This is a genomic window from Rhodococcus sp. AC861 (assembly GCF_979256035.1).
Genome location: NZ_CEEDMW010000001.1, coordinates 108,954 through 128,905, shown reverse-complemented (window position 1 = coordinate 128,905; position 19,952 = coordinate 108,954). Strand labels below are relative to the sequence as shown.

Annotated in this window: 18 protein-coding genes, 1 tRNA gene, 1 other RNA gene and 1 pseudogene; 8 read left to right on the top strand and 13 right to left on the bottom strand. The window is 66.1% G+C overall.

Features of this window, described 5'->3' with window-relative positions; translation table 11 throughout:
- Nucleotides 1-12 precede the first annotated feature (12 nt).
- From AC0IX4_RS00600 to ffs, 3 genes and pseudogenes are all read right to left on the bottom strand, one after another.
- Nucleotides 13-117: pseudogene (locus AC0IX4_RS00600) on the bottom strand (type IV toxin-antitoxin system AbiEi family antitoxin domain-containing protein); the annotation flags it as partial.
- A 142-nt stretch (nt 118-259) separates the two neighbouring features.
- On the bottom strand, nt 260-1,546 hold the full coding sequence (locus tag AC0IX4_RS00595) for an aspartate aminotransferase type Ic (RefSeq protein ID WP_471827685.1): 1,287 nt from the start codon (nt 1,544-1,546) through the stop codon (nt 260-262).
- A gap of 41 nt (nt 1,547-1,587) precedes the next feature.
- An RNA gene (gene ffs, locus AC0IX4_RS00590) (signal recognition particle sRNA small type) lies at nt 1,588-1,682 on the bottom strand.
- 82 nt (nt 1,683-1,764) lie between these two features.
- On the opposite strand from ffs, the gene AC0IX4_RS00585 reads away from it, so the two are divergent.
- Nucleotides 1,765-1,849: transfer RNA gene (locus AC0IX4_RS00585), tRNA-Ser, on the top strand.
- Between the two features lie 43 nt (nt 1,850-1,892).
- Here the strand turns inward: AC0IX4_RS00585 and AC0IX4_RS00580 are convergent.
- Both AC0IX4_RS00580 and AC0IX4_RS00575 read right to left on the bottom strand, forming a co-directional pair.
- Entirely contained in the window at nt 1,893-2,042 is a 150-nt protein-coding gene (locus AC0IX4_RS00580; RefSeq protein WP_156388305.1) for a hypothetical protein, read from the bottom strand.
- Between the two features lie 35 nt (nt 2,043-2,077).
- A complete protein-coding gene (locus tag AC0IX4_RS00575) occupies nt 2,078-2,980 on the bottom strand; it encodes a DUF2797 domain-containing protein (protein ID WP_235579525.1) in 903 nt (300 codons plus the stop codon).
- A 33-nt stretch (nt 2,981-3,013) separates the two neighbouring features.
- Between AC0IX4_RS00575 and AC0IX4_RS00570 the strand changes: the two genes are divergently transcribed.
- On the top strand, nt 3,014-3,553 hold the full coding sequence (locus tag AC0IX4_RS00570; protein ID WP_471827684.1) for a hypothetical protein: 540 nt from the start codon (nt 3,014-3,016) through the stop codon (nt 3,551-3,553).
- 141 nt (nt 3,554-3,694) lie between these two features.
- Nucleotides 3,695-4,597, top strand: a complete 903-nt coding sequence (locus tag AC0IX4_RS00565) for an alpha/beta fold hydrolase (RefSeq protein WP_471827683.1) — start codon at nt 3,695-3,697, stop codon at nt 4,595-4,597.
- Between the two features lie 58 nt (nt 4,598-4,655).
- On the opposite strand, the gene AC0IX4_RS00560 is transcribed toward AC0IX4_RS00565, so the two are convergent.
- Nucleotides 4,656-6,038, bottom strand: coding sequence for an MFS transporter (locus tag AC0IX4_RS00560; protein WP_471827682.1), 1,383 nt, complete (start codon nt 6,036-6,038; stop codon nt 4,656-4,658).
- A 128-nt stretch (nt 6,039-6,166) separates the two neighbouring features.
- On the opposite strand from AC0IX4_RS00560, the gene AC0IX4_RS00555 reads away from it, so the two are divergent.
- The 4 genes from AC0IX4_RS00555 to AC0IX4_RS00540 all read left to right on the top strand — a co-directional run bounded on the left by AC0IX4_RS00555 (nt 6,167) and on the right by AC0IX4_RS00540 (nt 9,617).
- Nucleotides 6,167-7,123, top strand: coding sequence for a LysR family transcriptional regulator (locus AC0IX4_RS00555; RefSeq protein ID WP_235579527.1), 957 nt, complete (start codon nt 6,167-6,169; stop codon nt 7,121-7,123).
- Nucleotides 7,120-8,007 carry a tRNA glutamyl-Q(34) synthetase GluQRS gene (gene gluQRS, locus AC0IX4_RS00550; protein ID WP_471827681.1) on the top strand — a complete coding sequence of 296 codons (888 nt, stop codon included), beginning with the start codon at nt 7,120-7,122 and terminating at the stop codon, nt 8,005-8,007. Before AC0IX4_RS00555 ends, gluQRS begins: the two co-directional genes overlap by 4 nt.
- Before the next feature lie 106 nt (nt 8,008-8,113).
- Nucleotides 8,114-8,797, top strand: a complete 684-nt coding sequence (locus tag AC0IX4_RS00545) for an RDD family protein (RefSeq protein WP_042575033.1) — start codon at nt 8,114-8,116, stop codon at nt 8,795-8,797.
- Between the two features lie 76 nt (nt 8,798-8,873).
- Nucleotides 8,874-9,617, top strand: coding sequence for a queuosine precursor transporter (locus tag AC0IX4_RS00540; protein ID WP_042575034.1), 744 nt, complete (start codon nt 8,874-8,876; stop codon nt 9,615-9,617).
- An 87-nt stretch (nt 9,618-9,704) separates the two neighbouring features.
- Here the strand turns inward: AC0IX4_RS00540 and tgt are convergent, their stop codons facing one another.
- The 7 genes from tgt to AC0IX4_RS00505 all read right to left on the bottom strand — a co-directional run bounded on the left by tgt (nt 9,705) and on the right by AC0IX4_RS00505 (nt 18,487).
- Nucleotides 9,705-10,934 (bottom strand): tRNA guanosine(34) transglycosylase Tgt, encoded by a 1,230-nt coding sequence (gene tgt, locus AC0IX4_RS00535; protein ID WP_471827680.1) that lies wholly within the window; start codon nt 10,932-10,934, stop codon nt 9,705-9,707.
- The gene (locus AC0IX4_RS00530) at nt 10,931-12,814 is read right to left on the bottom strand and encodes an ABC transporter ATP-binding protein (RefSeq protein WP_235579550.1); all 1,884 of its coding nucleotides are present in this window, start codon (nt 12,812-12,814) and stop codon (nt 10,931-10,933) included. The genes tgt and AC0IX4_RS00530 overlap by 4 nt, the downstream gene beginning before the upstream one ends.
- 47 nt (nt 12,815-12,861) lie before the next feature.
- Nucleotides 12,862-14,595, bottom strand: a complete 1,734-nt coding sequence (locus tag AC0IX4_RS00525; protein ID WP_471827679.1) for an ABC transporter ATP-binding protein — start codon at nt 14,593-14,595, stop codon at nt 12,862-12,864.
- A 54-nt stretch (nt 14,596-14,649) separates the two neighbouring features.
- Nucleotides 14,650-16,965 (bottom strand): MMPL family transporter, encoded by a 2,316-nt coding sequence (locus AC0IX4_RS00520; RefSeq protein ID WP_471827678.1) that lies wholly within the window; start codon nt 16,963-16,965, stop codon nt 14,650-14,652.
- A 49-nt stretch (nt 16,966-17,014) separates the two neighbouring features.
- Complete coding sequence (locus tag AC0IX4_RS00515; protein WP_471827677.1) at nt 17,015-17,653, bottom strand: TetR/AcrR family transcriptional regulator; 639 nt, start codon at nt 17,651-17,653, stop codon at nt 17,015-17,017.
- A gap of 93 nt (nt 17,654-17,746) precedes the next feature.
- Nucleotides 17,747-18,319, bottom strand: a complete 573-nt coding sequence (locus tag AC0IX4_RS00510; RefSeq protein ID WP_042575040.1) for an antibiotic biosynthesis monooxygenase — start codon at nt 18,317-18,319, stop codon at nt 17,747-17,749.
- Between the two features lie 30 nt (nt 18,320-18,349).
- Nucleotides 18,350-18,487 carry a hypothetical protein gene (locus AC0IX4_RS00505; RefSeq protein ID WP_156148910.1) on the bottom strand — a complete coding sequence of 46 codons (138 nt, stop codon included), beginning with the start codon at nt 18,485-18,487 and terminating at the stop codon, nt 18,350-18,352.
- Nucleotides 18,488-18,863: 376 nt separating this feature from the next.
- On the opposite strand from AC0IX4_RS00505, the gene AC0IX4_RS00500 reads away from it, so the two are divergent.
- Nucleotides 18,864-19,925: a fatty acid desaturase family protein gene (locus tag AC0IX4_RS00500; protein ID WP_471827676.1), complete on the top strand. Its 1,062-nt coding sequence runs from the start codon at nt 18,864-18,866 to the stop codon at nt 19,923-19,925.
- Nucleotides 19,926-19,952: the final 27 nt, after the last annotated feature.

Sequence of the window (19,952 nt, the reverse complement as noted above, 5' to 3'; positions counted from 1 at the left end):
TGCGTACCAGCCGCGGCGCACTGGGGTGATGGCCCCAGAACGCCGTGCACGTCGAATTTCCGCGTCGGCGATCCCACGAGAAGCGAGCTCTCGGCGGGCGAACAAGTCGTCGGTCACGTACTCATCGTCGAACAGAACGCGGATCCGTGCGTTCGGCTATCCACAGGCAGCCACACGCAACGGTTCCGGCAACCTGCAACGGTTGCAGCCGTTGCAGGTTGCCGGAACCGTTGCGGGAAGCGGTGAGAACCCGGACGAACTACTCGGAGAGCAGCTTCTCGGTCGCAGCGAGCAGAACACAGGTCGCGACGCCGTCCATCGCCGCGGCCAGCTCGTCCGTCGACGGGAAGCTGGGGGCCAGGCGGATGTTGCGGTCGTTCGGGTCCCGCTTGTACGGGAAGGCGGAGCCGGCGCCCGTCAGCGCGATGCCCGCGTCCTTGGCCAGCGAGATGGTGCGGGCAGCGGTGCCGTCGAGCACGTCCAGGCTGACGAAGTAACCGCCGTCGGGCTCGGTCCACGATGCGACCTTCGAGGCACCGAGCCTGTCGTCGAGGATTTCCTGGACCATCGCGAACTTCGGCGCAAGGATCTCGCGGTGCTTGGCCATGTGCGACCGCACTCCGTCGGCGTCGCCGAAGAAGCGCAGGTGGCGAAGCTGGTTGAGCTTGTCGGGGCCGATGCTCTTCTTGCCGTAGTGACCCAGGTACCAGTCGAGGTTCGCGGTGGACGCTCCGAGGAAGCTGACTCCTGCACCCGCGAAGGTGACCTTGGACGTCGACGCGAACACGTACGGCCGGTTGGCGTGGCCCGCGTCCGCTGCGAGCCCGAGGACGTCGTACGACGGTGGGAACTGCTCGCTGATGGGGTGCACGGCGTAGGCGTTGTCCCAGAACAGGCGGTAGTCGGCGGCCGCGGTGGGCATCGTGGCCAGGGCGCGCACCACCTCTTCCGAGTAGACGGCGCCGGTGGGATTCGCGTAGTTCGGCACGCACCACATGCCCTTGATCTGCGGATCGCCCGACACCAGGCGCTCGACCTCGGCGATGTCGGGACCGTCCGGGTTCATCGTCACCGGGATCATCTCGATGCCGAAGCTCTCGGTGATGGCGAAGTGCCGGTCGTATCCGGGGCTGGGGCAGAGGAAGCGGACGACGGGTTCGGCGGCCCAGGGACGCACGGAGTCGACGGTGCCGTGGAGCATTCCCCACACCACCAGGTCGTGCATGATCTCGAGGCTCGCGTTGTTGCCGGCCACCAGGTTCGCGGCGGGGATGTTCAGGAGCTCACCGAAGATGGCGCGCAACTCGGGAAGGCCCTGGAGTCCGCCGTAGTTGCGGCAGTCGGTGCCCTTGCCGTCGCGGTAGTCCTCACCGGGCAACGTCAGAAGGCCGGCGGCGAGGTCGAGTTGCTCGGGAGAAGGCTTTCCGCGGGTGAGGTCCAGCGAGAGTCCGCGGCCCTTCAGGGCGTCGTACTCGGTCTTGCGCTTCTCGTGCTCCGCTGCCAGCTCGTCGGGGTTCATCAGTCCGAGTTGAGCTTGGCCGGTCATGGCGAGGAGGGCCTTTCGAGGCGACTGCGCGTGGCGGGAAGTTAAGGGGACCCCGCGCACCCGGCAGAGCCCGTTGACCCTTGCTGCCTTCCGGCCCTGGGGGAGTTCACAGGATGCGCGCCGCGCGGGATCCGTGGACGAGTCTAGCCACATCCCCCGCGCACCACCGAACCGACCCGATTCGTCTCCAAGGGGGGGTCGCCGGTAAGGTAGCCGACGGAGGATTCGCCTAGTGGCCTATGGCGCTCGCCTGGAACGCGGGTTGGGTTAACGCCCTCAGGGGTTCAAATCCCCTATCCTCCGCAGAGAAAGACCCCCGTGCACTGCACGGGGGTCTTCTTCGTTCTCACTCCCTGTCCAGCACCCAGGTCACCGGAGCCGGGTCGAGCCCTTCCACGACGCCGGCGGCCCAGGCCTCGGCGGTGGAGATGTCCTCGTGGTCGGCAGTGGCCAGGACGGTGTCGTTGCTGGTGTCACGCACTCGGTAGGTCGGCATGACTGTCGGATGCCACACGGCGTGCACCGACAAACTCAGAACAGCGCTTCCTGCATCGCGGGGAGCGCCGTCTCGAAGTCGCCCCTCTCGATGCGCCGCCCGCGCAGTCTCGACAGGTCGGCCACGTAGAGCGAGTCCGGGTCTTCGGACACCGTGGCCCCGACGGCGGAGCCGACGCACCACCGCACCGTCAACCCGTGTGCTCCGACGGCGGTGTCGAGCGGATACGCGGTCCGTCGCCCGTCGAAGACTCCGTCCCGCGCGGGGGCCTGCCACTGCTCGTCGACGATGCGGAAGTCGTCGTCGGAGAAGTCCGATCCGAGATCCGCCAGCACCTCGCGCGCCGCCGCGGCCGCATCGGCGTTCGCACGATCGAGGCGCGACAGGTCGACGGGACGGGTGAGGCCCGCAGCCTTGGCGGACGCGCGGACCGCCTGCCGGAGCCCCGCCGTGTCCGTCATCGCATCTTCGAGATGTCGGACCACTCTGCCGTCGACTGCTCGCGCGACGTACCGTCCGACGACAGCTCCCTGCTCGGTCAGACGCCCCCATTTTCGTGGGTCGGCGGCGGTCCCCACCTTGTCGGTCCCGTCGGCGAACGTTGCGACGTACAACCAGTGCGGCTGCATCACAACGCTTTCCAGTCCCTTCGACAGGAAGTCCTGCCGGTGCACGATGTGGACGAACCGGAAGGGGTCCGCCGCGACGCACGCCTCGCAGTGCACCCCGGAGGTCGCCCGCGCCGAGTTCGGGCACGCCACGGGACCCGCATCACCGCGGCGTCCGATGCACCACAGCACGCCGGGGGCGTCGACCGCCCGGTACCGCAGCGAGGCCCCGGTGACGGGCATCGTGGTCATCCGGCCCGTCGAGACGTCGGTGAGTCCCAGCAGCGGCTCGTCCCGTGGCCAACTCACGCCGCGAACCAACTCGACCACGTACGTCTCCTCTCGACCTGGCACTCTTCGACCATGCGCGCACCCGGATTCGTCAGCTCCGCCTATCACCGCGTGACGACGCGGAAGGGTGGGCTGCTCCCCCGGCACCGCGCATCTGCACGGTTGTCCGCCTATGTCTACGGCAACATTCTGGTGATGACCGTCGTGGTCGCGGCGAGCCCGGGGTCCATCGCAAACGGCTCGGCGGCGTTGTTGGTGCTCGGGACGACGGTCACGACGTTCCTCGCCCACGTCTTCGCGGACGCCGTGGCGGCGGGCACTGTCGACGACGACTCGGTGGACATGCGCGCGGAGTTGCGCGACACGGTGCCGATCGCGTCGTCCGGTGTCGCGCCGTCCTTCCTTCTGGCCCTTGCCTGGCTCGATGTGCTGCCCGGCGCCCTCGCACAGGCCGCCGCCGGGGCGTTGGTGACTCTGCGCATCGCCTCGATACCCGTGGTCGCCGAGCGTCTGCGGGGGCGGAGTCCGTCGTTCCGCCTGGTCCTGGCGGGCATCGGGACCGCTGTCATCGCCGCCGTGGTGGTGGCCGTGAAGGTCTATCTGACGCACTGACCACGTCGTTCGCCGGACAAACGTCTTGTGACGAACACCGCCCGTCCATAACTAATGTCTGGCATCACATGGCTCCGGAATGGCGCATCCACGCCGGATGCAGTGCACACTCGGAAGAGTTGTACTACGGAGGGATCTCCCATGGCGGCACTCGATACCGCACGGCCGGACATGCAGACATTCAGTCTGCACGGCAACGACATGAAATACCTGGACATCGGAGACGGCCCGACGGTCATCCTGATCCACGGCCTGCTGGGTTCCCACCACAACTGGGAACCCCAGGTCGACATGCTGTCGCGTCGATACCGCGTGATCGTCCCGGACCTGCTGGGTCACGGTGAGTCCGACAAGCCGGCCGGTGACTACTCCATCAGCGCCCACGCGGCCAGCGTCCGCGACCTGCTGCACAGCCTCGACATCTCGTCCGCGACGTTCGTCGGCCACTCTCTTGGCGGCGGCATCGCGATGCAGACCCTCTACCTGTTCCCCGAACTGGTCGAGCGCATGGTGCTCATCGCGAGCGGTGGCCTCGGCCCCGAGGTGAGCCCGCTGCTCCGCGCCGCGACTCTCCCCGGTAGCGAGTTGGTGCTCCCGCTGATGGCCAACCGCACGGTTCGCGGACTGACCGACCTGGCGATCGACGGTCTGGACAAGCTCGGACTGCCGCTGATGAGCGCCAGTTCGACCGAGGCGTGGCGCAGTTTCGGGTCGGTGCAGGACGCCGGAACCCGACGCGCATTCCTGGCGACGGCGCGCTCGGTGATCAGCTTCCGAGGCCAGACCATCAATGCCACTCCGCACTTCGCCAATTTCCCCAACATCCAGGCGATGCTCATCTGGGGTGCGCGCGACAGCATCATCCCCAACTCCCACACCGAGAACGCGCGGGCCGAGCTACCGCAGGGACGGGTCGAGATCTTCGAGCGCGCGGGGCATTTCCCGCACCTGGACAACCCGGACCGCTTCGAGCGAGTGTTCGCAGAGTTCATGAGCGACTGCGAGGCGCAGACCCCGCGGCCGAGACTGGTCGCGAAAGCCTGATCACGACGAAGAACGCCCTCTCCCGATCCGGGAGAGGGCGTTCTCGCGTTGTACAGACCTACTTGGCGAGACCGACCTTCGCGAGTTCCGCCTCGGTGGCCAGGTTCTTCGCGTCGGCGATGTCGATGCTCTCGAGCGCGATGCCCTTGGTCTCCCGCGCCACGACCACGGCGATGAGGGTGATCAGGGTGGCGCCCGCGAGGTACCAGGCGATGGGCACGGACGAGCCGTACACGTCGAGCAGCTTGACCGCGATGATCGGCGCCAGCGAACCCGCGACGATCGACGTCACCTGGTATCCCAGTGACACACCCGAATACCGCATACGCGTGGGGAACATCTCGGACATGATCGCCGGCTGCGTCGCGTACATGAAGGCGTGGAAGACCAGGCCGATGATGATCGCCAGCATGATCACGACGTTGTGGCCGCTGTTCATCATCGGGAACGCGAAGAACCCCCACGTCCCGGCGGTGATCGCACCGACCATGTACACCGGACGGCGGCCCACGGTGTCGGCCAGTCGACCGACCAGCGGGATCACCGCGAAGTGGACGGCGTGCGCGACGAGCATCCACCACAGGATGGTGCTGGTGTCCGTTCCCACCTCGACCTTGAGGTAGGTGATGGAGAAGGTGACCACCAGGTAGTACATGACGTTCTCACCGAAGCGCAGGCCCATCGCGGTGAACACGCCACGCGGGTACCGCTTGACCACCTCGAAGACGCCGTACGACGCGGCCTTGATGACCTCGGCCTGCTTCTGGGCCTCGACGAAGATCGGGGCGTCGGTGACCTTGGTGCGGACGTAGTAGCCGACGAAGACGATGACGGCGGACAGCCAGAACGCGACACGCCAGCCCCAGCTGAGGAACGCCTCGTCGGACAGTGTCGTGGTCAGAACCAGCAACACCACGGTGGCCAGCAGGTTTCCACCGGGAACACCGGCCTGCGGCCAGCTCGCCCAGAAACCGCGGCTCTTGTTCGGGCTGTGCTCGGCGACCAGGAGCACCGCGCCACCCCACTCTCCGCCGACGGCGAAGCCCTGGATGAAGCGCAACGTCACCAGCAGCGCCGGCGCCCAGTAGCCGATCTGGTTGAACGTCGGCAGACATCCCATGAGGAACGTCGCGGCACCGACGAGCACCAGGGAGAACTGGAGCAGCTTCTTGCGTCCGTACTTGTCACCGAAGTGACCGAAGACGATGCCGCCCAGCGGTCTCGCGACGAATCCCACCGCGTAGGTGACGAACGCGGCCAGGATGGCGTCGAGTTCGCTCGTTCCCTCCGCGAACATGATCTTGCTGAACACGAGCGTCGCCGCCGTGCCGTAGAGGAAGAACTCGTACCACTCGACCACGGTGCCCGCCATGGATGCGGCGACCACCTTCCGCAGACCCGACGGTTCCTCCTCGCGGTCCACTCTGTCGACAACCGACATGACATTCTCCTTGCTGAGTCTCCGGCACCGGGACAGTGATCCACGGCACACGCTGGGTTCAGTATCGACGCAGATCACCGGAGATCACAATGGCCGCGAACGCAGTACCAGACTGCAAAGATGCACACATGACCCCGATCGGCAGTTCCGCACCCCACGGACGGCCGTCTCTGCCCAGTGCCGACGATCTCCTGGTGCTCCTCGCCGTGGGACGCAGCGGACGCTTCACCGCGGCGGCGGACAGTCTGGGCGTCAACCACACCACCGTGTCGCGCCGCATCGCATCGTTGGAGAAGTCGCTCGGCGGCCGAGTGCTGGTCAAGACGTCGGGTGGGTGGGAACTGACCGACCTCGGACGAGGCGCCCTGCGCGCGGCAGAGACAGTGGACGGAGTCGTCCGCGGGTTGGTGGACCCCGCCGGGGCGTCGCTGAGAGGTGTCGTGAGGATCTCGGCCACCGACGGCTTCAGCGCGTACATCGCCGCTCCCGCCGCGGTCCATGTGCAGGAACGCCACCCGGACATCGCTGTCGAACTGGTCGCCGCCACTCGTCGAGCGTCGCAACAACGGTCGGGAATGGACATCGAGATTGTGGTCGGGACACCGCACGTGCACCGCGCCGAGGCCCTGCATCTCGGCGACTACTGCCTCGGTCTCTACGCCACCCGCGAGTACCTCGACAGCCATGGCGACGTCACCACCCGAGCCGACCTGTCCGGACATCCGTTGGTCTATTTCGTGGAATCGATGCTGCGTGTCGACGATCTCGACCTGGCGCGGTCCGTCGGCGGCGACGCCGACTCCACCGACGTTCCCGTCATGCGCAGTTCGGTCAGCTCGACCAACGTGTTCGTCCACGTCGAGGCCACCCGTGCCGGGGCGGGCATCGGCCTGCTCCCGTGCTTCATGGCCGACCGCCACGACGACCTGGTCCGAGTGCTGCACTCAGAGGTCACGGTGACGTTGGCGTACTGGCTGGTCGCTCGGAGCGAGACACTGCGTCGGCCCGAGGTCGGGGTCGTCGTCGACGCGATGAGGGCGTTGGTGACGGCGCGCAGTGCCGAGCTGCTCGGACGGGCGGAATGACGGGAGCCGGTCGATACGCACCGAGCCCCTCCGGCGATCTCCACCTCGGCAACCTCAGGACCGCTGTCCTGGCCTGGCTCTTCGCTCGCAGGACGGACCGATCGTTCGTCCTGCGCGTCGAGGATCTGGACCGTGTCCGGGAGGGTTCGGAAGCGCGCCAACTCGCCGATCTGGCCGCACTGGCCGTGGACTTCGACGGCCCCGTGCTGCACCAATCGGATCGGCGAGATTCCTATGCGGCGGCCATCGAGTCTCTCCGCGCGGACGGTCGGGTGTACGAGTGCTTCTGCACTCGGCGGGAGATCCAGCAGGCTGCGTCGGCACCGCATGCGCCGCAAGGCGCCTACCCGGGAACCTGCCGTCATCTGTCCGACACCGAACGCGCGCAGCGCAGAGCCGAGGGTCGACGCGCTGCGCTGCGGTTGAGAGCCGAGGTCGACACGTACACGGTCCACGACGCACTGGCAGGCGAGTACACCGGAGTCGTCGACGACCTCGTCCTGCAACGCACCGACAAAGTGCCCGCCTACAACCTTGCCGTCGTCGTCGACGACGGCTTCCAGGGTGTGGACCAGGTCGTCCGCGGCGACGACCTTCTCGCGTCGGCTCCCCGCCAGGCCTACCTGGCAGGCCTGCTCGACATCCCCGAGCCGACGTACGTGCACGTCCCGCTCGCCCTGGGGCCCACGGGTGCGCGGCTCGCGAAGAGGGACGGCGCCGTGACGTTGCGAGACCGCCTGGACGCCGGTGAATCCGTGCATGACGTCGTCGAGATGATCGCGGCGTCGATCGGAACGCCGGGATGTCGCAGTCTCGACGATATTGCCGGTCGATGGACTCCGGCACTGCTTCCGCGAGATCCGTGGTTCGTGGCGTTTCCCTGATCGGTACCGCTTCGCAACAGGACATGGCACACCGTCGGGGGCATTTCGGACGTAGGGTGGCCGCGACAGTTCTGCACGTCTCATCCCCTCGTACGAGAAGGACACCATGACCACAGGCGGTTTCGACCCGAACAAGGACCCGCAGAACCCCGGTGGCTACCCGCCGCCCAGCCAGGGTTCGTACCCGCCGCCCCAGCAGGGCAACTACCCGCCGCCGCAGCAGGGTGGATTCACTCCGCCTCAGCAGGGCTCGTACCCGCCGCCGCCGCAGCAGGGTGGCTACCCCCAGCAGGGCGGTTACCCCCAGCAGGGCGGCTACCCGACGCCTCCCCAGTTCGACAACAGCGGGTTCGGCGGACAGCCGGCCGGCGGCCGGCCCGGTAGCCTCGGCATCCGTCTCGGTGCCCGCATCATCGACGGGATCATCGTCGGAATCGTCGCGCTGATCCTGGCGGCCATCTTCGGAGCCACCGACAACATCCTGGTCACCGGGCTGTTCTCCGGTGTTCTGACGTTCGCCTACTTCGTCGGCCTCGAGGTCAGCCAGGGCGCGACGCTGGGCAAGAAGATCCTCGGGCTCCAGGTTCACGGACCCGCCGGTGCGGCACGTCCGAGCCTGCAGCAGTCCGCGATCCGTAACGCCTTCACGCTGCTGAACGTCATCCCGTTCCTCGGCGGCCTGCTCGCGTTCATCGCGGTGATCGTCATCGCCGTGACGATCAACTCGAGCCCCAGCAAGCAGGGCAAGCACGATCAGTTCGCCGGCGGCACCCAGGTCGTCAAGAAGTAACACCGTTCGCGGCGCCTCGGGCGCGGATCCCTCGCGGGATTCGCGCCCGTCGTCGTCTCGGTGCTTGGATCGACCGGTGACTGCAACCAACTCCACTGCCACCGACGGCGACACTCCGTCTGGACAGGCCTCGTTCGCCCACATCAGCCGGGGCTTCTACCCCGCCATCGTCGCTCTTTTCGTGGCGGTTCTGCTGATCTCGAACGTGGCCGCCAGCAAGGGTGTCGCCTTCTTCGCCTCGTCCGACGTCTCGCTCGGGCCTTTCCAAGTTCTGCCGATCAACACCGACGGCGCTTTCTTCCTCTTCCCCCTCGCCTACATCCTCGGCGACGTCCTCAGCGAGGTGTACGGCCTCAAGGCGACGCGCCGCGCCATCTACCTGGGCTTCGGATCGCTCCTGCTCACCTCGGTGTGCTTCTGGATCGCGATCGAACTCCCCGCGGCCTCGTTCTACGAGAACCAGGCAGCACTCGAAACCGTCGTCGGCGTCGTGCCCCGTCTGGTCCTCGCCGGACTCGCCGGCTACACCGTCGGACAGCTGCTGAATTCCATCGTGCTGGTGAAGATCAAGGAACGCACCAAGGAGAAGCACCTGTGGGCCCGGCTCATCGGGTCGACCGTGGTCGGGGAATTCTTCGACACACTGATCTTCTGCAGCATCGCAGCCGGCGTCATCGGCATCACGACGGGCTCCGACTTCGTCAACTACGTCATCGTCGGCTTCCTGTGGAAGACCCTGGTCGAGGTGCTGGTCCTCCCCATCACCTACGCCGTGATCGCGTACATCAAGAAGCGCGAGCCGACCTACTCCCCGGACTGACCCCACCCCTGCCCCGCGAGTACGTCGATACTGTCGCTGCCGAGCACGACATCACGACACTATGGACGTACTCGCGGAGAGTTCGGGTCAGGAATAGAAGCGCGCCAGCGTGTCCTTCTTGAACTCCTGGAACCGCCCGTCGCGGATGGATGCGCGGATGTCGTCGACCAGCTTCACCGTGAAACGCTCGTTGTGGATCGTCGCCAAGGTCGAGGCCAGCATCTCCTTCGCCTTGAACAGGTGATGCATGTAGGCGCGTGTGTAGTGCGCGCAGGTGTAGCAATCGCACTCGTCGTCGATCGGCGTGAAGTCGCGTCGGAAACGCGCGGTGTTGATGTTGAATCTGCCGTCCGGGGTGTAGATCGCCGCGTTCCGCGCCACACGTGACGGGTTCACGCAGTCGAAGGTGTCGGCGCCGTTCTCGATGGCGACGAAGAAGTCGTCCGGCTCGCTGATGCCGAGCATGTGTCGCGGTTTGTGTTCGGGCAGTTCCTCGTTCACCCATCGGACGATGGTGCCGAGGTTCTGCTTCTCCAACGCACCGCCGATTCCGTAGCCGTCGAATCCGCGCCCGGTCTCACCCACGATGGTCTCGAGATCATGTGCCGCTTTCCGACGCAGATCCTCGTACTGCGCACCCTGCACCACACCGAACAGCGCCTGGTACGGCTTGCCGACGCGTTCCGCCGTCAGCCGCTCGTGTTCGGCGATGCAGCGGACAGCCCACGCCTGGGTCCGGTCGAGCGACTGTTCCTGGTAAGCGCGGGTGTTCATCAGCGTCGTCAGCTCGTCGAACGCGAACATGATGTCCGCGCCGAGCTGGTGCTGGATCTGCATCGACACCTCGGGGGTGAAGCGGTGGCGTGACCCGTCGAGGTGGGACTTGAACGTCACGCCGTCGTCGTCGACGTGCGCGAGGCGTTCCTTACCCTCGGCGATCACGTCGTCCGACTGGACGCGGCTCGCGTCCATCGAGATGACCTTCTTGAATCCGACGCCCAGGGACATGACCTGGAACCCGCCGCTGTCGGTGAACGTCGGGCCGTCCCAGTTCATGAACTTCCCGAGACCGCCCGCGTCGTCGACTATGTCCGAGCCCGGCTGCAGGTACAGGTGATAGGCGTTGGCCAGAACCGCTTGTGCCCCGAGCTCTTTCATCGATTCGGGCAGGACCGCCTTGACGGTTGCCTTGGTTCCGACGGCGATGAACGCCGGGGTCTGGATCTCGCCGTGCGGGGTCCGCAAGGTGCCGGTGCGACCGAGGTGGTCCTCGATCCGGTCCTCGACGGTGAAGAAGTTCTCGCGGGGCTGACTCACGCTCCCATCGAACCAGACGCCAGCTGCTGCTCCTGCAGGCCGGACGCACTGAGCCGGTGGTAGGCACCGCGCGCCGCGATGAGCTCGTCGTGCGTGCCCTTCTCCACGATGGACCCGTTCTCCATCACGAGGATCAGATCGGCGTCGCGGATGGTCGAGAGTCGGTGTGCGATCACGAAACTCGTGCGGTCGCTGCGCAACGCGGCAGTCGCCTTCTGCACCAGCAGCTCGGTGCGGGTGTCGACGGAGCTGGTGGCCTCGTCGAGGATCAGCACGGCCGGATCAGCCAGGAACGCTCGAGCGATGGTGATGAGCTGCTTCTCACCGGCGCTGACGTTGCTGCCTTCCTCGTCGATCACGGTGTCGTAGCCGTTCGGAAGCGAGTGGACGAAGCGGTCGACGTAGCTGACCTGCGCGGCCTCCATGATCGACTCCTCGGTGGCGTCGGAGTTGCCGTACGCGATGTTGTCGCGAATGGTGCCGCCGAACAGCCAGGTGTCCTGCAGGACCATGCCGGTCCGCGATCGCAGAGTCGCCCGTGTCATGTCCCGCGTATCGACGCCGTCGAGGGTGATGGACCCGGAATCGATGTCGTAGAACCGCATCACGAGGTTGACCAGGGTCGTTTTACCGGCGCCGGTGGGACCGACGATCGCCACCATCTGACCGGGCTCGGCCACGAAGGACAGCCCGTCGATGAGCGGACGCTCCGGTTCGTAGCGGAAGGAGACGTCGGCGAACTCGACGCGGCCACTGCGCGTGGTGGGCTCGACCGGCTCGGCGGGATCGGCACCCTCTTCCTCCGCGTCGAGGATCTCGAAGATCCGCTCGGCCGAGGCGACACCGGACTGCAGCAGGTTGACCATCGAACCGATCTGCGTCAGCGGCTGCGTGAACTGGCGCGAGTACTGGATGAACGCCTGCACCTCACCGAGACTCAGCGTTCCCGACGCGACGCGCAACCCGCCGACGACGGCGATGGCCACGTAGTTGAGGTTGCCCAGGAACATGATGGCGGGCATGACGATTCCGGAGATGAACTGCGCGCGGAAGCTCGCCTGGTAGAGCTCCTCGTTGCTCTCGTGGAACACGCGAGCGGTCTCGCGCTGGCGACCGTATGCCTTGACCAGCTCGTGTCCGGTGTAGGCCTCCTCGACCTGCGCGTTGAGCGACCCTGTCTGCTTCCACTGGGCGATGAAGTGCGGCTGCGACCGCTTCGCGATCACCGTGGTGACCACGATCGACAGCGGAACGGTGAGGATGGCGACGAGCGCGAGCAGCGGCGAGATCCACAGCATCATCCCCAGGATCCCGAGGACGGTGAGCACCGAGACGATCAACTGGCTCAGCGTCTGCTGGAGACTTTGCGAGACGTTGTCGATGTCGTTCGTGACTCGGGAGAGCACGTCGCCGCGCTTGTGGGAGTCGAAGTAGCGCAACGGCAACCGATGGATCTTGGTTTCGACGTCGGTGCGCAGTCTCTTGATCACACGCTGCAGCGCGATGTTCAGGATGTATCCCTGGATCCACGACAGCAGGGCGGAACCGAGGTAGAGCGCCAGCACGATCATGAGCACGGATCCGACGGCGTCGAAGTCGACACCGCGCCCGGGCACCACGTCCATGCTCGACACCATGTCGGCGCGGGTGCCGTCACCGGCGGCGCGGAGGCCGTCGACGACCTGGTCCTTGGTCAGCGACGGATCCAACGATCGGCCGACGATGCCGTCGAAGATCAGGTTCGTGGCTCTGCCCAGGATGTTCGGGGCCAGCACGGTGAGGACGACGCTGGCGATGGCGAACACGAGGACGATAGAGAGCAGCATCCGCTGCGGGACGAGCCGTCGCAGAAGCCGCTTCACGGACGGGCCGAAGGTCATCGCCTTCGTGCCGGGGGCTCCGGGACCGGGAGGTCCTCCGGGCCGCGTCACGAGACACCTGCTGTGGTGCGCTGCGAGTCGACGATCTCCGCGTAGGTCGGGCACGTCTCGATCAACTCGTCGTGAGTGCCGAGGCCGACCATCCTTCCGTCGTCGAGAACGACGATGCGGTCGGCATCGCGGATAGTGGACACGCGTTGTGCCACGACGATGACGCAGGCATCGCGGGTGATGGGGCGCAAGGCCGCCCGGAGGTTGGCATCGGTCGTGAGGTCCAGCGCCGAGAACGCGTCGTCGAAGACGTAGATGCTCGGACGGCGAATGATGGCGCGTGCGATGGCGAGCCTCTGACGTTGCCCGCCGGAGACCGTGGTGCCGCCCTGGGCGACCGGGGTCTCGAGTCCCTCGGGCATGTCGCGGACGAAGTCGGCGGCCTGTGCGATTTCGAGCGCCTCCCACATCTCGGCCTCCGTGGCATCCTCCTTGCCGTATCGGAGGTTCGAGGCGATGGTGCCGGAGAACAGGAACGGCCGCTGCGGGATCAAACCTATCTCCGCTCGCAGCACTTCCGGATCCAGTTGTCGCACATCGGTACCGCCCACGCGCACCATCCCGTCCGTCGTGTCGATGAGTCGAGGAACAAGATTGACCAGAGTCGTCTTGCCCGAACCGGTACTACCGATGACGGCGGTGGTGGTTCCGGCGTCGGCGCGGAACGACACGTCGCAGAGCACCGGGTAGTCGGCGGCGGGGTACGCGAAACCGGCGCCGTCGAACTCGACGGTCGACGGTGCCGACGCGAAACCGATCGGCTTCGCCGCGGGGACGACGGAGGAGTCGGTACCGAGCACCTCCATGATGCGCTCGGCGCAGACGCTGGCGCGCGGAATCATCATCGCGATGAACGACGCCATGATCACCGACATCAGGATCTGCATGATGTAGCTGAGAAGCGCTGTCAGAGAGCCGATCTGCATGCGACCCTCGTCGACGGCATGGCCACCGAACCAGATCACGGCAGCGCTGGTGACGTTGCTGATCAGCATGACGACGGGGAACATCAGAGCCATCAGACGACCGACCTGCAGCGCGGTCGCGGTGAGGGCGGTGTTCGCGTCGTCGAAACGCTCGACCTCGTAGGGCTCGCGGACGAAGGCACGGACCACTCGGATACCGGTGATCTGCTCGCGCAGAACACGGTTCACGGTATCGATGCGTTTCTGCATCACCTTGAACGCCGGCACCATCCGGACGACGACGAAGCCCATGCTGACGGCCAACAACGGGACGGCGATACCCAGGAGCCAGGACAGTCCGAAGTCTTCGCGCAGCGCCATGACGATGCCGCCCACGCACATGATGGGTGCCATCACCAGAATGGTGCAGCCCATCAGGACCACCATCTGGACCTGCTGCACGTCGTTGGTGTTGCGGGTGATCAACGACGGTGCGCCGAACGTCCCGACCTCACGGGCTGAGAATGTACCCACCCGGTCGAGCAGCGCTCCGCGGATGTCGCGACCGGCCGCCATGGCCGCTCGCGCTCCGAAGTAGACGCCGCCGATCGAGCAGGCGATCTGCACGGCCGACACCAGGAGCATGAGGGTGCCGGTCGACAGGATGTAGCCGGTATCGCCCGTCGTCACGCCGTTGTCGATGATGTCGGCGTTCAGACTGGGCAGGTACAGCGAGGCCACGGTGGCCACGAACTGCAGCACCACCACGCCCGTCAGCGGTCCCCGGTACGGGGCCAGGTAACGACGGAGAAGTGAGATCAACACGTCGTGCTTCCTTCCTTCAGGGCGGACGGGTCGTGGTGGGTGCAGGTCATCGGATCACAGCGTATTCGCCGGTACCCGCTCGTCGGTCGGCCTCGTGAGCTTCTCGCCCTCGATGTCCACGTTCGGCAGGATCTTGTCCAGCCACTTCGGCAGGTACCAGGCCTTGTCGCCGAGCAGCGCCATGACCGCGGGGATCAGGATCATGCGGACGATGAAGGCGTCGAAGAACACGGCGGCCGCGAGAGCGAAGCCGATGGACTTGATGAACGAGTCCGGCTCGAGCATGAACGCTGCGAACACCGAGATCATGATGACCGCCGCGGCCGCGACGACGCGGGCGCCGTATTTGAAGCCCGTGACGATGGCGTCGCTCGCGTTCGCGCCGTGGACGTACGCCTCCCGCATCCGGGACACCAGGAAGACCTGGTAGTCCATCGCAAGTCCGAAGACCACACCGATCAGGAAGATCGGCATGAAGCTGACGATGGGCTGCGGGTTGGAGATCAGCCCCAGTCCGCCTTCCTGGAAGATGAAGACGGTGGCACCGAAGGTGGCGAGCACGCTGAGCAGGAAGCCCAGTGTCGCCGTCAGCGGCACCAGGATCGACCGGAACACGACCATGAGCAGCAGGAATGCCAGTCCGACGACGACTGCGAGGTACGGGATCAGGGCCTTCTGGAGCCGATCCGACACGTCGATCTCGAGCGCGGTCTGGCCTGTGACGCCGTAGGTGACGCCGTACTCGGATTCCAGACCACCCTGGGCGTCGCGCAGCGCGGTCACCAGGTTCTGCGTGTCCTCGCTGATCGGTGAGCTCTTGGGAGTCACCGACACCAGGGCGGTGTCGCCCGCCGGGTTGAGCCCGGCCTGCTGTGCGTTGGTCACGTCGGGTTCCGCCGCAGCCTTGTCGACGACGGCCTGGAAGGCCGCCGTCCGATCGGCCTCGGGGACGTTGCTCGCGTCCACGACCATCAGCAGCTGACCGTTGCGTCCCGGGCCGAAGCCCTGGTCGACCAGGTCGTACGCCTCACGAGCGGGGGTACCCGGTTCGGCGGTGGCCACCGATGGAAGCGCCAGTCGTAGCGACGTCATCGGACCGGCGATGACACCGAGGATCACGACGCCGACGATGAGAACCAGTGCGGGACGCTTGATCACCATGCGCACCCACCGCAGACCGTTGGTCGGCTTGTCGTCGTGCTCCGGGTCCGGGACGGTGCGGATCTTGCCCGCGAAGGCCTTCTTGCCGAACAGACCGAGCACGGCGGGGAGCATCGTCAAGGCGACGAGGACGGCGACGAACACGCCGAAGCCCGCAGCGAGACCCATCTGCGAAAGGAACGGGATGCCGACGACGCGAAGCGCGACCAGGGCGATGAGCACCGTGGTTCCGGCGAAGACGACGGCGCTGCCCGCGGTACCGACAGCACGTGCGGCGGCTTCTTCTCTGTCGTCCGTCTCGCTCAGCTCGTTGCGGAAGCGGGCGACGATGAAGAGGGAGTAGTCGATGGCGACGGCGAGGCCGATCATGATGGCCAGGATGGGCGTGAACTGCGTCAGTTCCGCGAAGCCCGATGCGGTCGTGATGGTCAGGCTCGTCACGCCGATTCCGACGATGGCGGTGATCAGCGGCAGTCCGGCGGCGACCAGCGACCCGAACATGACGACGAGGACGACGGCGGCGACGGCGAGGCCGATGAGTTCGGCACTACCTCCGGGAGGTTCGTTGGCCTGCATCGCGCTTCCACCGATCTCGACGGTCAGCCCGGCGTCCCGCGCCGGCTGCGCTGCCTCGTCGAGCTGCGTGCGCACGTCGGCGGTGACGTCGGTGACGGTGCCGGACAGCGGAACCTGCAGGATTCCGATGGTCTTGTCCGGCGAGAGCGGGGACACCGCAGCGGCATTCGCGGCAGCGACGTCCGGCGCGAGACCGGCCTCCGCGTACTGATCGACGATCGCCTGGTTACCGGCGATCGGATCGAGGAGCGGCATGGCACCCTCGGGCACTGGTCCGGCGTCGGGATCGGCCTTCGCCGTGTCCTTCACCGCGGCGATCCCGCGGATGTTCGCGATGACGCTGTCGATGGCCGCGGTGTTCTGGGGAGCATCCAGCGTGGTGCCGGCAGGCGCTTGGAACACGTACTGCGCGGACGCCGACGTCAGCGGATCCTCACCACCTCCGAAGCGCTCCTTCTGCAGATCCAGCGCCGCCTGAGCGGGGGTGCCAGGAATGGAGAACGAGGTGCTCGTCGGACCGGACAGCGTGGCTGCACCGATTCCCGCCAGAACCAGGATCGCGAGCCAGATCGGCAGCACGATGCCTTTCCGACGGTACGAGAACCGTCCTATGCGATACAGGAAGGTGGCCATGGAAGTTCTCCTCGTTCGGTGTTCGTGCTGGTGACGGGCGGGTGCGTGATCAGTCGGGCGGGAGCGGGGTGGAGCCGGTGAGCGGTTGCCGGAGTCCGCATTCGAGCTGTTGCATCGCGAGACGAACCACCTCACCGGCGGATTCCGCTGTGGTGGAACCCTTCTCGGATGCCTCCGCGAAGAAGGCGAGTGCGGCGCTGACGATGGCACCCACTGCGGCCTGCACCAGCGAGGGGTACAGGTCGCGGTCGGGATCGAGCCCGGTGCGCCGAGCGACGGCCTTCTTGAACGCTGCCGAGAGCGATCGGTCGAACTCGAGTTTCTTCGCCAACAGCGCCGGCGACTCCTCGACGAACCGTGCGATCGCGACGGTCTCGGTGAGCTCTCGTTCCGGATCGTCGACGATCTGGAAGACGATGACGCGCACCGTATCCCAGAAGTCCTCGTCCTGCGGACGGTGCTCGATGAGGTCCACCCACTCGAACGCTGCCTGCTCGAGGTAGTACAGCGCCGCTTCTTCCTTGCTGGAGAAGTAGTTGTGGAACGTGCGCGTCGACACCCCCGCGTCGCGGGCGATCGCCTCCGCGGTCACGGTGTCGAAACCCTGTTGCCGACCGAGGCGGATGGCGGCAGCACTCAACGCTGCACGGGTCTCCGCTTTCTTGCGGTCACGTAGTCCGGAACTCACGGGATCCACAGTACGGAAGTTGCGCGAGTCGGCAAGTTTGCAGTGACGTGCACTTTTGTGACGCTCACCACGCAGAGTGCAGGTTTCAGTCGATCAGGGAGTGAGCCATCGCTTCACGCGGGCCGTGATGAACGGAAGAAGCACGTACACCATGACAGGGGTGCTGACGAGGGTGATCAGGAGAGTTCTGACGACGAGACCGAGCGAAAGATACTCGGACACAAGAAAGTTCATGACAAGCGACAGGGGGAAGAACGCCGACCAGATGACGATCGCCTGCTTCCAGCGCGGCGGCGGAGCACCCACCACTCGCACGGCGTCGGTCAAGGTCGACTGCGGTTCGAACCACCCTTCGACACCCGTGAGGCGATGCGTCACATGGTCGTCGGCGACGCCCACGCCGCGGGCAACCCACGCCCTGCGAAAAGGCGAGGACAGCCATTCCTGCAGGTGTGCGTCCGAATCGAAGCGGTAGAGCACGTAGTACTCGTACGGGTCCGCGGACGAGCGCAGCCATCCGCCTCCGAGGAAGCCGTCGAACGTGCGGAGGACGCTGATACCTGCGTCGGTCCACGCGACGAAGTCCTGCTCACGACCCGGCGTGATCCGGCGTGCCACCGACGTGGTGACCGCGGAACCCCGCGGCGAGTCGTGTGTGTCGGTCATGTCGAGCCAGTGTCGGCAGTGCGCCCGCGGTCAGGACTTCTCGGAGAAGAGCTGCCCGTAGACGGGTGCAGTGGCATTGGCGGCGTCACGCGCGGCCGACGTCGCGGGAGCCTCGACGGGCTCGGAGTCGGCGGTGACGGGTGCGAGGAAAAGTGAGACGGGTTCCATGAAAAACCCCTTCTATGGAGGGCGGACGAGCAGATCGTCGAACAGAGTCCCCCGCGACAAGAAGTGCGGAGGGGGTGGTCACAGTGTCGGGTAATCCGACTACGGGAGTCGCAGGATCGACCGCGGACTCTTCGCTGTACCTATGTTGCACCCTACTCCACGACGTCGACACCACCCGCCTCGCGACACGCACATGGGGAACGGACTGGTGAACTGTGCACTGCAGAGCCGGAAACTGGATCGTCGGACTGTCGACGCCGTGGCCTCCCTGTGCCACACTTGTGACGCAGGCGTGACCTCTTACTTCGTGTGCGCACCCGACTGCCAGTGACCGACAGCCGTGGAACGAAGAGTCCACAGGAAACCGAGGTAGCCAGTGTCCGTCACCTCCGAACGGCCCCGCGACAAGTTCATCAGCTCGTACACCGAGCTGTCCGTCGCGGTGCGCGCCTCCGGCCTGATGGAGCGACGCCGGGGTTTCTACATCTCGCGCATCGTCGCGACCGTCTTCGCCTTCTTCGCGGTCTGGGTCGGCGCCTTCCTTCTCGGCGACTCCTGGTGGCAGCTCGGCCTCGCGGTCGTCCTGGCTCTCGTCAGCACTCAGTTCGGCTTCCTCGGCCACGACGGAGCACACCGTCAGATGTTCGACTCGTCCAAAGCCAACGAGTGGACGGCGCGGATCCTGTCGGGAACGTTCGCCGGGCTGTCCTTGCACTGGTGGCAGGGCAAGCACAGCAAGCACCACAACGCACCGAACCAGATCGGCAAGGACCCCGACATCGGCAACGGGCCGATCGCCTTCGTGCCCGAGTACGCCGCCGGGAGAACCGGCATCTACGGCGCACTGACTCGGCGTCAGGGATGGCTCTTCTTCCCGCTCCTGACTCTCGAAGGCGCGGTGCTTCATATCGCGAGCGTGCGAACGTTGCTGGGGTCCAAGGAGATCAAGCACCGCAAGCTAGAACTCGGCTTGATCGCAGTGCGGCTCACCGTCGGATTCGTGCTGCCGTTCCTGGCCATGCCCGCCGGCCTGGCCATCGGATTCATCCTCGTACACCTCGGCGTCTTCGGCGTCCTGCTGGGTGGATCGTTCGCGCCCAACCACAAGGGCATGCCGCTGGTACCCGCCGGCGCGAAGGTCGACTTCCTGCGGCGCCAGGTCTTGATGTCGCGCAACGTCGACGGCGGACCGGTCACCGACTTCATGATGGGCGGTCTGAACTACCAGATCGAGCATCACCTGTTCCCGAGCATGCCGCGGCCCAACCTGAAGAAGGTCCGGCCGATGGTCCGGGCGCATTGCGAGAAGCACGGCGTGACCTACACCGAGACCTCGCTGGTCCGGTCATACGGCATCGTCGTCCGCTACCTCAACGCGGTCGGGCTCTCGCACCGCGATCCGTTCGACTGCCCGCTGGTGCGCACCTACCGAGGCTGAACAACCCGCGATGATGTGACCGCGATC

Excerpts from the sequence above, each read along its gene's own strand:
- AC0IX4_RS00595 (WP_471827685.1), bottom strand. The coding sequence starts at position 1,546 with ATGACCGGCCAAGCTCAACTCGGACTGATGAACCCCGACGAGCTGGCA.
- AC0IX4_RS00580 (WP_156388305.1), bottom strand. The coding sequence starts at position 2,042 with ATGCCGACCTACCGAGTGCGTGACACCAGCAACGACACCGTCCTGGCC.
- AC0IX4_RS00570 (WP_471827684.1), top strand. The coding sequence starts at position 3,014 with ATGCGCGCACCCGGATTCGTCAGCTCCGCCTATCACCGCGTGACGACG.
- AC0IX4_RS00565 (WP_471827683.1), top strand. The coding sequence starts at position 3,695 with ATGGCGGCACTCGATACCGCACGGCCGGACATGCAGACATTCAGTCTG.
- AC0IX4_RS00560 (WP_471827682.1), bottom strand. The coding sequence starts at position 6,038 with ATGTCGGTTGTCGACAGAGTGGACCGCGAGGAGGAACCGTCGGGTCTG.
- AC0IX4_RS00555 (WP_235579527.1), top strand. The coding sequence starts at position 6,167 with ATGACCCCGATCGGCAGTTCCGCACCCCACGGACGGCCGTCTCTGCCC.
- gluQRS (WP_471827681.1), top strand. The coding sequence starts at position 7,120 with ATGACGGGAGCCGGTCGATACGCACCGAGCCCCTCCGGCGATCTCCAC.
- AC0IX4_RS00545 (WP_042575033.1), top strand. The coding sequence starts at position 8,114 with ATGACCACAGGCGGTTTCGACCCGAACAAGGACCCGCAGAACCCCGGT.
- AC0IX4_RS00530 (WP_235579550.1), bottom strand. The coding sequence starts at position 12,814 with ATGACCTTCGGCCCGTCCGTGAAGCGGCTTCTGCGACGGCTCGTCCCG.
- AC0IX4_RS00520 (WP_471827678.1), bottom strand. The coding sequence starts at position 16,965 with ATGGCCACCTTCCTGTATCGCATAGGACGGTTCTCGTACCGTCGGAAA.
- AC0IX4_RS00510 (WP_042575040.1), bottom strand. The coding sequence starts at position 18,319 with ATGACCGACACACACGACTCGCCGCGGGGTTCCGCGGTCACCACGTCG.
- AC0IX4_RS00505 (WP_156148910.1), bottom strand. The coding sequence starts at position 18,487 with ATGGAACCCGTCTCACTTTTCCTCGCACCCGTCACCGCCGACTCCGAG.